This window comes from uncultured Aquimarina sp. (genome assembly GCF_947495315.1).
GTDB lineage: Bacteria > Bacteroidota > Bacteroidia > Flavobacteriales > Flavobacteriaceae > Aquimarina.
The window spans coordinates 415103-428250 of sequence record NZ_CANLYD010000002.1 but is presented as its reverse complement, the minus strand read 5'-3'; the positions used below and the strand labels follow the sequence as shown (position 1 = coordinate 428250).

Sequence of the window (13148 nt, the reverse complement as noted above, 5' to 3'; positions counted from 1 at the left end):
TTTAAATAACCATCTGTGAAAAAAATATACTATCTATCCACTTGTGATACCTGTAAGCGAATTTTAAATGAACTGAATCCTTCTTCGGATTTCGTTTTACAAGACATTAAAGCAGAAGCGATTGCACTTGAGCAATTAGAAGAAATGAAATCCCTTGCGGGTACTTATGAATCTCTTTTCAGCAAAAGAGCAAGACTGTATAAAGAAAGAGATTTAAAAAACCAGAATCTTACTGAAGAAGATTATAAGAATCTTATACTAGAACATTATACGTTCTTAAAACGTCCTGTAATTCTGTATGACAACCAAATATTTGTTGGAAACAGTAAAAAAGTAGTAGAAGCTGCAAATACAGCTATTAATGGATAAAAGAACAGTAGCATTGCTAGCGGCTTTTGGCGCCAGTTTGATTTATGCAATAAATCATACACTGGCAAAAGGAGTAATGCCTACTTATATTAAACCTTTTGGTTTTATACTTCTTCGAGTTGTCGGTGCAGCAGCACTTTTTTGGCTTGCTTCTATCTGGGCTCCAAAACAAAAAATTGAACGTAGTGACTGGCTCAGGATATTTGGATGTGCAATTTTTGGTATGGTGATCAATATGTTGATGTTCTTTAAAGGACTTCAGCTCTCTACTCCCATAAATAGTTCTGTAATGATTACCATCTCTCCTATTTTGGTATTCATTTTATCTGCCATTTTTCTAAGAGAAAGAATCACGCTTCTGAGATCTGCAGGTATTTTACTTGGTTTTTCTGGAGCACTAGGACTTATTCTTTTTGGGGCAGAAACCAGACAAGATGCTCCTAATATACCTTTGGGAAATATCTTATTTATTATTAACGCAGCTTCTTACGCCATTTATTTAGTATTGGTAAAACCGTTAACAGCAAAATATCACTCTTTTACCTTAATGAAATGGTTTTTCCTGATTGGTGTTATCATCAATTTCCCTATTACAATTTCAGAATTTAGTGAAGTACAATGGACCACTCTTCCTAATGATGTGATATGGAAAATGGTATTTGTCGTTGTAGGAACGACTTTCTTTACGTATTTATTAAATGTGTTTGCGTTAAAGACATTAAAAGCGTCAACTATAGGCGCATTTATTTATTTGCAGCCTTTATTAGCTATTAGTTTTGCCATGGCAATGGGTGCAGATTCATTAAACTTAGTTAAAATTATATCCGCTCTACTAGTATTTTTAGGTGTATATCTGGTTACTAAAAAACCGAAAAAACTAGCTTAAATCAACTGGTGTTTTCGCAAATTTTCTAGTATCCTCCTTGGTAAGAATTTTAAAGTTATCAGGACGTTCTACTTTATCCATAAACTGAAGCATTTCTTCAGGAAGGGCTATTAGTTTTCTGGTTTTTAAATCTAACCAGGCTCCCATCATCTCGCAACGTGCAAAATTTCTCCCCTTATGGTCATAAAAATTATGTACAAATTCGAAAAACTTTCCGTCCTCGCTCATTCCAGCTAATTCTAAAGAAACTTTGACAGGTTTGCCATAAAAAACTTCTTTAAAATAATAGATATGCTCATAAAATGTAATGGGGCCAATATTAAACTTAGCCAAAAGTCTTTGATCAAAACCCATATCGAATAAAAATGACATGCGTGTATGAGCAGCATACTCTATATATGTTTTGTTTCCTAAATGACGATTGGCATCAATATCATTCCATCTAATCTCAAATTCTTTTAAGTACATATCCATTAATTTTACGCCGCAAAAATACAAAACACTTATTATGCCTGCATAATAAACTCCTGTTAAAAATTGTATCTTTAATCCAATTCATGAAAACATCTTCGAACATAAAAGCCTACGATAAGCTCTCTGATCTTTATAATGATGAGAATGTGGGTAAAAGTATACTTCAGGATTCGGATTTTACGATACACAGAATGGAAAAGGTGCATCTAAAACCTATAGAATCACCAGTGTTTAGAGCGAACTACTTTTCGTTTATTTTAGTTGAAAAAGGAAAGAGTTTTTATACAATCGATGATCATAAATTTTACACAAAACCAAATACATTATATTTTACAAATCCCGGTCATTTAAAATCCTTCGCAATAGAAGAGGTTGTTTATGGTTTTATTATCACGTCATCAGAAGAATATCTGAAGGAGCATATTCATGCAAATGTTTTTGATGAGTTCTCCTTTTTATTGACAGAAATGGTACCTCCTTGTTTTTTGGATCGAGATCGTTTTTCTGAATTACTCCATTTGTCTGAGCAGATTCTGGAAGAACAAAGCAAAAAATCCATATTAAAGCATAAAATCATGAGTTCACTTTTTATGGTATTTCTTTTAAAAGTGAAAGAGTTTTTACTACAAGATGATTCTTTTAAAATAGCATATGATCGAGACAGCGAGATCGTGAATCAATTCAAAAAAGATCTAGAAAGTGTATTTCGATCAAAAAATCTAAAGAATGGAGATTTGCAAGTTGCTGCATTCGCTGAAAAGCAACAATTACATCCAGCTTATTTTTCTACAGTTGTTAAAACCAAAACGGGGCAATCTGCCAATAAATGGATACAAGATAAAACTGTTATTGAAGCGCAAGCTTTACTTTCTAAATCTAACACTCCGGTTAAAGAAATTGCCTATCGACTCGGTTTTAATGAACCCACTCATTTTTCGAAATTCTTTAAAAAGCAAACTGGTCTGACTCCTAATCAATATCGCAATAAGTAATTTTATCAAAACATTTCTTTAAAAATACCTAATCTTAGAAATATACCATACTTCCTAAAACATATGCCTTTATGCGCCTTGATTTCTGGATGATATTTGCAGTGTAATCATTTAATAATCTTTTTAAAAACGCAAATATTATGAAAAATTTAGACAACAAAATCGCCTTGGTTACTGGAAGTAGCAGAGGATTAGGAAAAGAAATGGCTATCAGATTAGCACAACAAGGAGCCGACATTTTAGTCACTTATAATTCAAATAGCACGCTAGCGGATGAAACCGTTAAAGAAATTGAAGCCCTAGGTCAAAAAGCATTAGCATTTCAACTTAATGTTGGTGATGCTCATTCTTTTGATACTTTCTTTTTAAATATTAAAACCAGCTTGGAACAACACTGGAATACTTCAAAATTTGATATTCTGGTAAATAATGCAGGTATTATCGCTCATGAAATGGTAGCAGAAACCTCTGAAACAACTTTTGATAATCTAGTAAATATCCAGCTAAAAGGACCATTTTTCATTACCCAAAAAGCACTTCCTTTACTTAATGATGGCGGAAGAATAATAAATATTTCTACTGGGTTAGCTCGTTTTAGCCTACCAGGATATGGAGCTTATGCGTCTATGAAAGCTGGTATTGAAGCCTTCACAAGATATTTAGCAAAAGAATTAGGATCACGCCAGATCACTGCAAATGTTGTAGCTCCAGGAGCTATAAATACCGATATGAACAAAGATGCTTTAGAGAACAATCCAGAACTGGAGAAAATACTATCCTCAGTAACTGCATTGGGTCGTGTTGGTGTAGCTAAGGATATAGGTGGTGTAGTAGCCTTTTTAGCTAGTGAAGATGCCAGATGGATTAATGGTCAACGTATAGAAGCTTCTGGAGGAATGTTTCTGTAATATTCAATCCTGAATAAATAAGACCTCACTAGTTTTGAAAACCAGCGAGGTCTTCTTATTTTAGAACAAAAATTAGTAGATGTATATTAAACGTAATATTGGCTGGGGACTCATCCTTCGCTTTGCTTGGAAAAACTTACTATTCTTCTCCTTTTATACTGCCAGTATTTTTTCGCTGTATTATTTTTTGGATTTAAAATTTATAGACATACCATTTCAACCGCTATCGCTGATTGGTATAGCTGTTGCCTTTTATATTGGTTTTAAAAATAGTCAGAGTTATGACCGTTTCTGGGAAGGACGCAAAATTTGGGGTGGCATAGTTAACTATAGTAGAACTTGGGCAAATCAAGTTTTAACACTTGTTAATGATGATCAGGAAACCAAAAGAATTTTGATTTATCGTCATATCGCGTGGATTAATGCATTACGCATACAATTAAGACAACCTACTTCTTTTTCCATTAAAGAAAATGCAGCTGTAGAACGTCTCTTTAACAAACACGCAGAGCGTAATCCTGCTTGTGATGCTACTAAGAGTTTTGTTTCAAACGAAGAATATAATGATTTACTTCAAAGAAAAAATGCTGCCACTCATTTAGTAAAAAACCAAGGACTGCACATTAAAGAACTATTAAATTCAGGAAAAATAACAGAATTCGACAAACAGCTTTTTCATGGAGTATTAGAAGAATTATACAATCTCCAAGGAAAATGCGAACGTATTAAAAACACTCCTTTTCCTCGGCAATATGCCTATTTCAGTACCGTTTTTACCTGGATTTTTGTTTTGCTATTACCTTTTGGGTTATTAAATGTTTTTGAAAATGAACTTAATGATATGTCTCAGCACCTGCAACCATGGTTCATCTTTTTAATGATTCCGTTATCTGTTTTGGTCTCCTGGATATTTACCACTATGGAAAAAATTGGTAGTAATAGCGAAGATCCTTTTGAAGGCAGAATTAATGATGTTCCGATGACAGCTTTATGCAGAACTATTGAGATTGATCTTAGAGATATGTTAGATGAGAAAGAGCTTCCTGAAAAAGAAAAACCAAAAGACAATATCCTTTATTAATGCCAATAGTAGAATCACAATACACGCCTCCTTATTTTTTTAGAAATGGTCATTTTTCAACCATATTTCCAAATTTACTGAGAACAGTTAAAGGAATTAATCAAGAACGTGAACGTCTAGAGTTAGATGATGGTGATTTCATAGATATAGATTGGAGCTATCCATTTAATCCTATATCCGCAAGAAAGGTTGCCGTACTAATTCACGGATTGGAGGGCAATGCTCAACGACAATACATCACAGGATTAGCGAGACACCTAAACAATAATCATTGGGATGTAGCTGCAGTAAATCTTCGCAATTGTAGCGGAGAGGTTAATAGGCTATATAGATCCTATAATGCAGGTGTGAGCCAGGATTTAAGTTCTATTATCACTCATATTATCGAAAAAGACTATAGTAATATTTCCATTTGTGGATTCAGCCTTGGAGGAAATATTACATTAAAATATTTAGGAGAAAGATCCACTCCTTCTCAAGTTAAATCTGCTGTTGCGGTATCCGTTCCTTGCGATCTTTATGACTCTTTAATAGAAATCAATAAGCCTAAAAATTTTATATACCAACAACGTTTTATTAGAAGTTTAAAAGAAAAATTAAGGGAAAGACAAGAGGTTTTCCCAAACAGAATTAGTAAATCAGACATTAGTGCCTGTAAATCTCTAATGGATATTGATGACCTATATACTAGCAAAGCACACGGATATGCGGATGCCATTGATTATTATACAAAATGCAGTAGTAAGCAGTTTTTAAAAGGTATAGACATTCCTACACTTATCATTAATGCTAAAAATGACACTTTTCTAGGAAATGCATGTTATCCGATTAAAGAGGCTAAAGAAAACTCCAATCTATTTTTAGAAACACCGAATTTTGGAGGGCATGTTGGATTTTATCTTCGTGGAGAAACCTATTATAACGAACAGAAAACCATAGCGTTTTTACAGAAATGGTAAAGAGGCTTAACGTTTTTACCGTATTTTGTAATAATATTCCTACAGACTCTAACACATGAAACAAATGTTAAGCCAATGTTAAGGTTTTGTATGGTAATTTTCAGTCTCTTCATCGAAAATCTTTTTTTAATTAGGAATAATTTAAGAGTTTTGGTCGTTTCCTTAGAGAATCATCAAGGAAATTAAATAATAGCTAACTCAAACTCAATAAAAATGAAAAAACGTTACAAAAACCTTACTGGGGTATTTGGCTTTTTGCCAAAAAGGTTTGGAAAACTACACATGCTGGTTTTTTCTTCTATGTTTCTCCTTTCTACTGGAGCATTTGCACAAACAAAAGAAGCTATATCAGAAATCAGGTCAAAAAGTAATCTTTCAGAGCTTAATCAACTACAAGCAAAGAATGTTGAAAAAGCTGCGCTACTGAAAAAAGAAGCAATACAGGCTGCTCAGAAAAACGGATGGCCAATAACAGCGACACTAAAAGATGGAAGTTTTGTAGAATTACAAAGACTAGCAGAAGATGGAAGTGCTATCTATTATTCTACTATGAACGTTGCCGCGGCTAGATCAACCAGAGCAAATCATCTTAATATCGGAGGGTCTTTAGGATTAAATCTTGATGGACAAAACATGACCGCTTATGTATGGGATGGTGGTCACGCTAGAGCATCTCACCAAGAATATGATGGAGCTGGAGGTAACAATCGTGTTACTATACAAGATACTTCAACAGAAGGAGGTCTTCAACTTAACTTTCACGCTGCTCACGTAACCGGAACTATTATGGCTTCTGGTGTACAGGCAAATGCTAAAGGGATGGCACCGCAAGCAAAAGTAAACGGTTATATGTGGAATAATGATGTTGCTGAAGCTACTGCTGCTGCTGCAAACGGAATGCTACTTTCTAATCATTCTTATGGTTTTAGAAGTGATTTAGTTCCTGATCAGTATTTTGGTGCTTATATCGATGAGTCAGAAGCTTGGGATGAAGTAATGTTTAATGCACCTTACTATCTTATGGTAGTTGCTGCAGGTAACGACGGTAATCAAAATAGTTATAATGGTTCTCCTTTAGGTGGTAACTCTTCTTATGATAAATTAACCGGACATTCAACATCTAAAAATAATATGGTTGTTGCTAATGCTCAAGATGCGAGTATAAACGCAGATGGATCTTTGAGTAGTGTTTCAATTAATAGTTCTAGTAGTGAAGGACCTACTGATGATTTCAGAATCAAGCCAGACATTACTGGTAATGGTACAAGTGTGTATTCAACCTACGAAAGTAGTGATACTGCATATGCTAGTATTACTGGAACTTCTATGGCGTCGCCAAATGTTACAGGATCTCTTTTATTATTACAACAACATTACAATAACCTGAACGGAAATTTTATGAGAGCTGCAACCTTAAAAGGATTAGCGCTACATACTGCAGATGATGCTGGGCCTTCTGGACCAGATGCTGTATACGGATGGGGATTAATGAATACTAAAGCCGCTGCGGAAACTATCTCTGCAAACGGAAACGAATCTAAAGTTGAAGAATTAACTTTAAGTAGTGGTCAAACATATTCAATCACCGTAGATTCCGATGGAACTAACCCATTAATGGCATCTATATCGTGGACAGATCGTGCTGGTACTGCAACAACTGCTACCAATTCTAATACTGCTGTTTTAGTAAACGATTTGGATATTAGAGTTACTAAAAATTCTACAACCTATAATCCATACAGATTAACAGGTGTAACAACAAATGGTACTGGTGATAACACTGTAGATCCATACGAAAGAATCGATGTAGCTAATGCTTCTGGTTCTTATACGATTACCGTAACGAATAAAGGATCTCTAGTTGGAGGAAGTCAAAATTTCTCTCTTATTGTAACTGGATTAACGGGTACACCAATAGTTTGTAATGCTACCGTACCAACTGGAGTAGGATCTTCTAACGTAGGTTCTGATACTGCTACTATTAACTGGACAGCAGTTCCTGGAGCATCTTTCGATGTAAGATATCGTCAAACGGGTACTTCAACTTGGACAACTCAAGCTGGTGGTGGAACTTCTTATGTAATTTCAGGATTAACTGCTACTACATCTTATGAAGCACAGGTAAGAAGTACTTGTTCCGATGGATCAACTTCTTCTTATAGTGCATCAACAACTTTTACCACTACAGAAGTTCAATTAAATTATTGTGCATCTAATGGTAATAGTGTTGCTGATGAATATATTGGTAATGTTCAATTAGGAACAATTAATAATGCTTCTGGTGCAGGAAGTGGTGGTTATACTGATTTCACATCTATTTCTACTTCAATTGCAAAAGGAAGTTCAAATACGATCACTGTAACACCAACTTGGTCAGGTACAACTTATAGTGAAGGATATAGCGTATGGATAGACTACAACCAAAACGGTGTATTCACAGATTCTGGAGAACAAGTATGGACTCAAGCAGCTACTCAAACTACACCAGTTAGCGGAACTTTTACTGTACCATCAAGTGCTATAAACGGAAATACAAGAATGCGTGTTTCTATGAAATACAATGGAGTACCAACTTCTTGTGAATCATTCGATTATGGCGAAGTAGAAGACTATACAGTAACAATTGGAGCTTCAACTGGTGACACACAAGCGCCAACAGCACCAACAGGATTAGCTGCATCTGATATTGCAGAAACTACATTAACACTATCTTGGACAGCTGCTACTGATAATGTAGGCGTAACTGCTTATGATGTATATCAAGGAAGTGCTATTTTAGGAGAAGTTACTGGAACAACAGCAAATGTTACAGGATTAACTGAAAGTACTGCTTATCAATTTAGTGTAAAAGCAAAAGATGCTGCTGGTAATGAATCAGGATTTAGTAATACTGTTGATGTTACTACTGCAGCTGCACCGGATACGGAGGCACCAACAGCACCAACAGGATTAGCTGCATCAAATGTTGCTGAAACTACATTGACTTTATCTTGGACAGCTGCTACTGATAATCTAGGCGTAACAGCTTACGATGTGTATCAAGGAAGTACTGTTTTAGGAGAAGTTACTGGTACAACAACAAATGTAACCGGATTAACTGCAGATACTGCATACCAGTTTAGTGTGAAGGCAAAAGATGCAGCTGGTAATGAATCCGCTTTTAGTAATACTGTTAATGTTTCTACAACAGGCGGATCTACAGGTGGCGGATGTACATCAGGTATTTCCTCTTTCCCTTATAATGAAGGATTTGAAAATACACTAGGAGCTTGGACACAATCTACTGCTGATGATATTAACTGGTCAGTGGATGCTAGTGGAACACCTTCTGGTAGTACAGGACCATCTTCTGCAACACAAGGCACATATTACATTTTTGTGGAAGCTTCTGGTAACGGAACTGGATATCCTAACAAACAAGCAATATTAAATTCACCTTGTTTTGACCTATCTGCTCTTTCGGAAGCAAGTTTCACATTTAGTTACCATATGTATGGTGCAACAGATATGGGAAGTATCGCTGTAGACGCTAGTACTGATAATGGCGCAACTTGGACAAATATTTGGAGCGAAACAGGTAATCAAGGAAACTCTTGGCTAAATGCTAGTATTGATCTAGCTGCGTATGTAGGTGGAGAAGTTCAATTACGATTTAACAGAATTACTGGATCTACTTGGCAAGCTGATATCGCAATAGATAATGTATCACTAACCAATACATCTGGTGGTGGTGGATCTACAGATATCTGTGATGGAGTTTCGGAATGGAGTAGTTCTCAATCTTACCAAACAGGTGATAGAGTTACATATCAAGGAAACTTATTCGAAAGAACCGCTACAGGATGGACTAATCTAGGAGCTTGTGGAACTACAACGTCTTTTGCTACAACTTCTGACGATACTTTAGGACCACCAACTACATTATTATCCATACATCCTAATCCTTTAGAAGGAGCGATTCTTTATGTACAAACAGGAAATTCTGGAACACTAGACTATTCAATTTACAATATGTTAGGTCAAACAGTTCTTAAAGGAACTTTCTCTAACACTATAAATGTTCAAGCATTAGAAGCTGGAGTGTATATGCTACAAGTAAATACTAAAACAGCTCGTTTTATAAAAAAATAAAATTATAGATAGATAACCTTAATTTTTAATAAGGCCCTGAAGCAAAAATGTTTCAGGGCTTTTTGTATACTTGTTATTCTTAACTAATAGAATACGTTTACTATGGAATACTTCGAAACAGAAAGACTCCTATTAAATCCTGCAACCATTGAAGATGCAGCTTTTTATCTTGAATTACTTAATTCACCAAAATGGTTACAAAATATTGGAGACCGAAACGTGAAATCAATAGAAGACGCGGAACGTTATATTACAGAAAAAATGACACCTCAACTAGAACGATTAGGATACTCTAATTATACCGTAATCCGCAAATCAGACAACGCAAAATTAGGTTGTTGTGGTTTACATGATAGAGAAGGAATCGAGGGTGTTGATATTGGGTTTGCTTTTTTACCAAAATATGAAGGAAAGGGGTACGCCTATGAGAGTGCTCTAAAAATAAAAGAAGTTGGGATTGCAGAATTTGGGATTCAAAAAATAAGTGCTATCACTATACCCGAAAACAAATCCTCACAAAAACTATTAGAAAAATTAGGTTTTACATTTATCAAAATCATCAATATTCCTAATGATGATGAAGATCTTATGTTATATGAATATCAAACAAACGTTTAGAATTAGGTACTTTGCACCAACTTAAGATAATAATACTTTATTCATATGAAAAACATTGTAACCATATTCTTTTTAGCATTATGTCTTGTAATTATAAGTTTTACTAGTCTTAAAGAATCAAATATTGAAAACAAGTTCATAAGTTATGAAATCAATCTAAAGTATCAGAATTTAAGATTCTATTGGAAAAACGACAATGATAAAAATTATGGAAACTTCCAGAATCTCAAATCAGAACTACAAAAGAATAATCAGGAATTAATTTTTGCTATGAATGGTGGGATGTATAATAAAGATTTATCGCCTCAAGGACTGTATATCGAAAACAGTATCATTAAATCTAAAATAGATACCCTTAAAAACGGATATGGAAACTTCTATCTACAGCCTAATGGGATATTTTATATCACAAAGGATAATAAACCTGCCATTCATACTACTACTAGCTTTAAGAATGACGGAAACATCAAATACGCTACTCAATCTGGTCCTATGCTGTTAATCGATGGTCGAATCCATCCTAAATTCAATTTAGGATCTCCTAATATTCATATAAGAAATGGAGTTGGAATACTTCCCAATGGGAATTTACTTTTCGCTATGTCTAAAGAAAAGATAAATTTCTACGATTTTGCCAGCTATTTTAAAGATAACGGTTGTAAAAATGCATTATATCTTGATGGATTTGTATCTCGAACCTATTTACCATCCGCCAACTGGGAGCAATTGGAGGGAAACTTTGGTGTAATAATACTGAAACAAAACCAAAAAAATAGGGATATTCTTTTTTTTAAAACAACAATAGACTATATAACTAAAAGTAAGTATTCAATAAAAAAACCTGTTAAGCTCAATAGACTAACAGGTTTATTCATCGCGACTTGGGGAGGTTGCGATTAATTAACAACAAAAAATCACATAACAAAAATTATCTTTTTTGTTAAAACAAAAATACTTTTTTTGCTAAATACATACAGTTAGAAATCAACTCGATTGTAGGCTTAACTGATTTCTGTAGACGATTTATACGTTTTTTCATAATAGGGCAATGTGTGAGGGTTAAAACTTAATTAATATTTTAAAAAGAGAACAATTAAAAAACCGTACTTCTTTATAGGGACTGCTAATATGCAAAATATTTTTGGAAACGACGTTTAAATGCCATTAAAATCGACAAAATACTCAAAATTTTAACATTTAAAGGTGTTTTCGTAGTGTTTGTAGGCTGAAGTAAAGGTTTAAGTAAGTAAAAACAATAGTTAAAAAGTAGTCTTTTTCTTACTTTAAGCATAATTATTATGCCTGTTTATTGATAACGTTTCCTTTTCTGATTTATTATTCGTTGTACTCTATTTAATAATCGTTTGCCTTGATATAGAATTTGATCAAATCAATCCAAAACCATTTCAGGTACATTTCCATCAATAATAAGCTTTCCTTCGGTGGCATTTTTAATATCTTCTACACTCACTCCGGGAGCTCTTTCTAATAATTTAAATCCATCATCAGTAATTTCTAAAACCGCCATATTAGTAACCACTTTCTTAACACAGGCTACGCCAGTTAATGGTAAAGAACAGCTTTTAAGTAGTTTAGACGCCCCTGCCCTATTCGTATGCATCATTGCCACTATAATATTCTCTGCACTAGCAACCAGATCCATAGCGCCTCCCATTCCTTTCACCATTTTTCCAGGTATTTTCCAATTTGCGATATCACCGTTCTCTGCAACTTCCATCGCACCCAGAATAGTTAGATCCACATGTTGACCACGTATCATATTAAAACTCGTAGCCGAATCAAAGAAAGAAGCACCAGGCATTGTAGTAATTGTTTGCTTACCAGCGTTAATGATATCAGCATCCTCTTCTCCTTCAAAAGGAAATGGTCCCATACCCAACACACCATTCTCACTCTGAAACTCCACTTCTATCCCTTTAGGGATATAATTTGCAACCAATGTAGGGATACCAATCCCCAGATTGACAAAATATCCATCCTCAAGCTCTTTAGCTATTCGTTTTGCTATTCCGTTTTTATCAAGCATAATTGTTTTCTTCTAATTTTATAAGAATTAATTCACATTAGGTTGCGGAGTCATTCTTAAATAAGGTTTGATCTCTGTATGTCCCTTAGGAAATAATGCAGGTATTTCTTCATTACTTACCGAAGGAGATATTACACAATCTTCTCCTTGATTCCAGTTAGCAGGAGTAGCGACTTTATGATATGCTGTCAATTGTAATGAATCTATAACTCTTAATAACTCATCGAAATTACGTCCAGTAGAAGCAGGATAAGTAATTGTAAGTTTTATTGTCTTATCAGGTCCTATTATAAAAACAGAACGAACCGTCAGCTGGCTATCAGCTTTAGGGTGAATCATGTCATACAGCTCAGATACCTTTCTATCTTCATCTGCGATAATCGGAAAATTGACATTTGTATCTTGAGTTTCATTAATATCTTTAATCCATCCACGATGCGATTCCAATCCATCGACACTCAGTGCAGCCACCTTTACATTTCGCTTATTAAATTCATCAGTATACTTTGCCACAGTTCCAAGTTCTGTTGTACATACTGGTGTATAGTCTGCGGGATGTGAAAATAAAATCCCCCAGCTATCTCCTAACCAATTATGAAAATCAATTTCTCCTTCTGTTGTTTGCGCCGTGAAGTTTGGTGCTTCATCTCCTAATCGTAATACCGCCATGATTTGTGTGTTTT

At 34.7% G+C, this 13148-nt stretch carries 12 protein-coding genes; 9 read left to right on the top strand and 3 right to left on the bottom strand.

What is annotated here, in order from left to right; all coding sequences use genetic code 11:
- Window positions 1–15: 15 nt before the first annotated feature.
- Both Q0910_RS05305 and Q0910_RS05300 read left to right on the top strand, forming a co-directional pair.
- Window positions 16–369 (top strand): ArsC/Spx/MgsR family protein, encoded by a 354-nt coding sequence (locus Q0910_RS05305; RefSeq protein WP_299213316.1) that lies wholly within the window; start codon window positions 16–18, stop codon window positions 367–369.
- A complete protein-coding gene (locus tag Q0910_RS05300) occupies window positions 362–1255 on the top strand; it encodes a DMT family transporter (protein WP_299213314.1) in 894 nt (297 codons plus the stop codon). Before Q0910_RS05305 ends, Q0910_RS05300 begins: the two co-directional genes overlap by 8 nt.
- Here the strand turns inward: Q0910_RS05300 and Q0910_RS05295 are convergent.
- On the bottom strand, window positions 1247–1723 hold the full coding sequence (locus tag Q0910_RS05295; protein WP_299213312.1) for a thioesterase family protein: 477 nt from the start codon (window positions 1721–1723) through the stop codon (window positions 1247–1249). The genes Q0910_RS05300 and Q0910_RS05295 overlap by 9 nt on opposite strands.
- Window positions 1724–1812: 89 nt before the next feature.
- On the opposite strand from Q0910_RS05295, the gene Q0910_RS05290 reads away from it, so the two are divergent.
- The 7 genes from Q0910_RS05290 (at window position 1813) to Q0910_RS05260 (ending at window position 11318) form a co-directional block, all read left to right on the top strand.
- The gene (locus Q0910_RS05290; RefSeq protein WP_299213310.1) at window positions 1813–2721 is read left to right on the top strand and encodes an AraC family transcriptional regulator; all 909 of its coding nucleotides are present in this window, start codon (window positions 1813–1815) and stop codon (window positions 2719–2721) included.
- A gap of 140 nt (window positions 2722–2861) precedes the next feature.
- Entirely contained in the window at window positions 2862–3629 is a 768-nt protein-coding gene (locus tag Q0910_RS05285) for an SDR family oxidoreductase (RefSeq protein WP_299213308.1), read from the top strand.
- 79 nt (window positions 3630–3708) lie between these two features.
- Window positions 3709–4710 carry a bestrophin family ion channel gene (locus Q0910_RS05280; protein WP_299213306.1) on the top strand — a complete coding sequence of 334 codons (1002 nt, stop codon included), beginning with the start codon at window positions 3709–3711 and terminating at the stop codon, window positions 4708–4710.
- Entirely contained in the window at window positions 4710–5669 is a 960-nt protein-coding gene (locus Q0910_RS05275; protein ID WP_299213304.1) for an alpha/beta fold hydrolase, read from the top strand. Before Q0910_RS05280 ends, Q0910_RS05275 begins: the two co-directional genes overlap by 1 nt.
- A 213-nt stretch (window positions 5670–5882) precedes the next feature.
- Window positions 5883–9800 (top strand): S8 family serine peptidase, encoded by a 3918-nt coding sequence (locus Q0910_RS05270; RefSeq protein WP_299213302.1) that lies wholly within the window; start codon window positions 5883–5885, stop codon window positions 9798–9800.
- Window positions 9801–9902: 102 nt separating this feature from the next.
- Window positions 9903–10418, top strand: coding sequence for a GNAT family N-acetyltransferase (locus tag Q0910_RS05265; RefSeq protein ID WP_299213300.1), 516 nt, complete (start codon window positions 9903–9905; stop codon window positions 10416–10418).
- 45 nt (window positions 10419–10463) lie between these two features.
- A complete protein-coding gene (locus Q0910_RS05260) occupies window positions 10464–11318 on the top strand; it encodes a phosphodiester glycosidase family protein (RefSeq protein ID WP_299213298.1) in 855 nt (284 codons plus the stop codon).
- Between the two features lie 490 nt (window positions 11319–11808).
- On the opposite strand, the gene Q0910_RS05255 is transcribed toward Q0910_RS05260, so the two are convergent.
- The gene (locus Q0910_RS05255; RefSeq protein ID WP_299213296.1) at window positions 11809–12465 is read right to left on the bottom strand and encodes a CoA transferase subunit B; all 657 of its coding nucleotides are present in this window, start codon (window positions 12463–12465) and stop codon (window positions 11809–11811) included.
- 27 nt (window positions 12466–12492) lie between these two features.
- On the bottom strand, window positions 12493–13134 hold the full coding sequence (locus tag Q0910_RS05250) for a peroxiredoxin (protein WP_299213294.1): 642 nt from the start codon (window positions 13132–13134) through the stop codon (window positions 12493–12495).
- Window positions 13135–13148 lie beyond the last annotated feature (14 nt).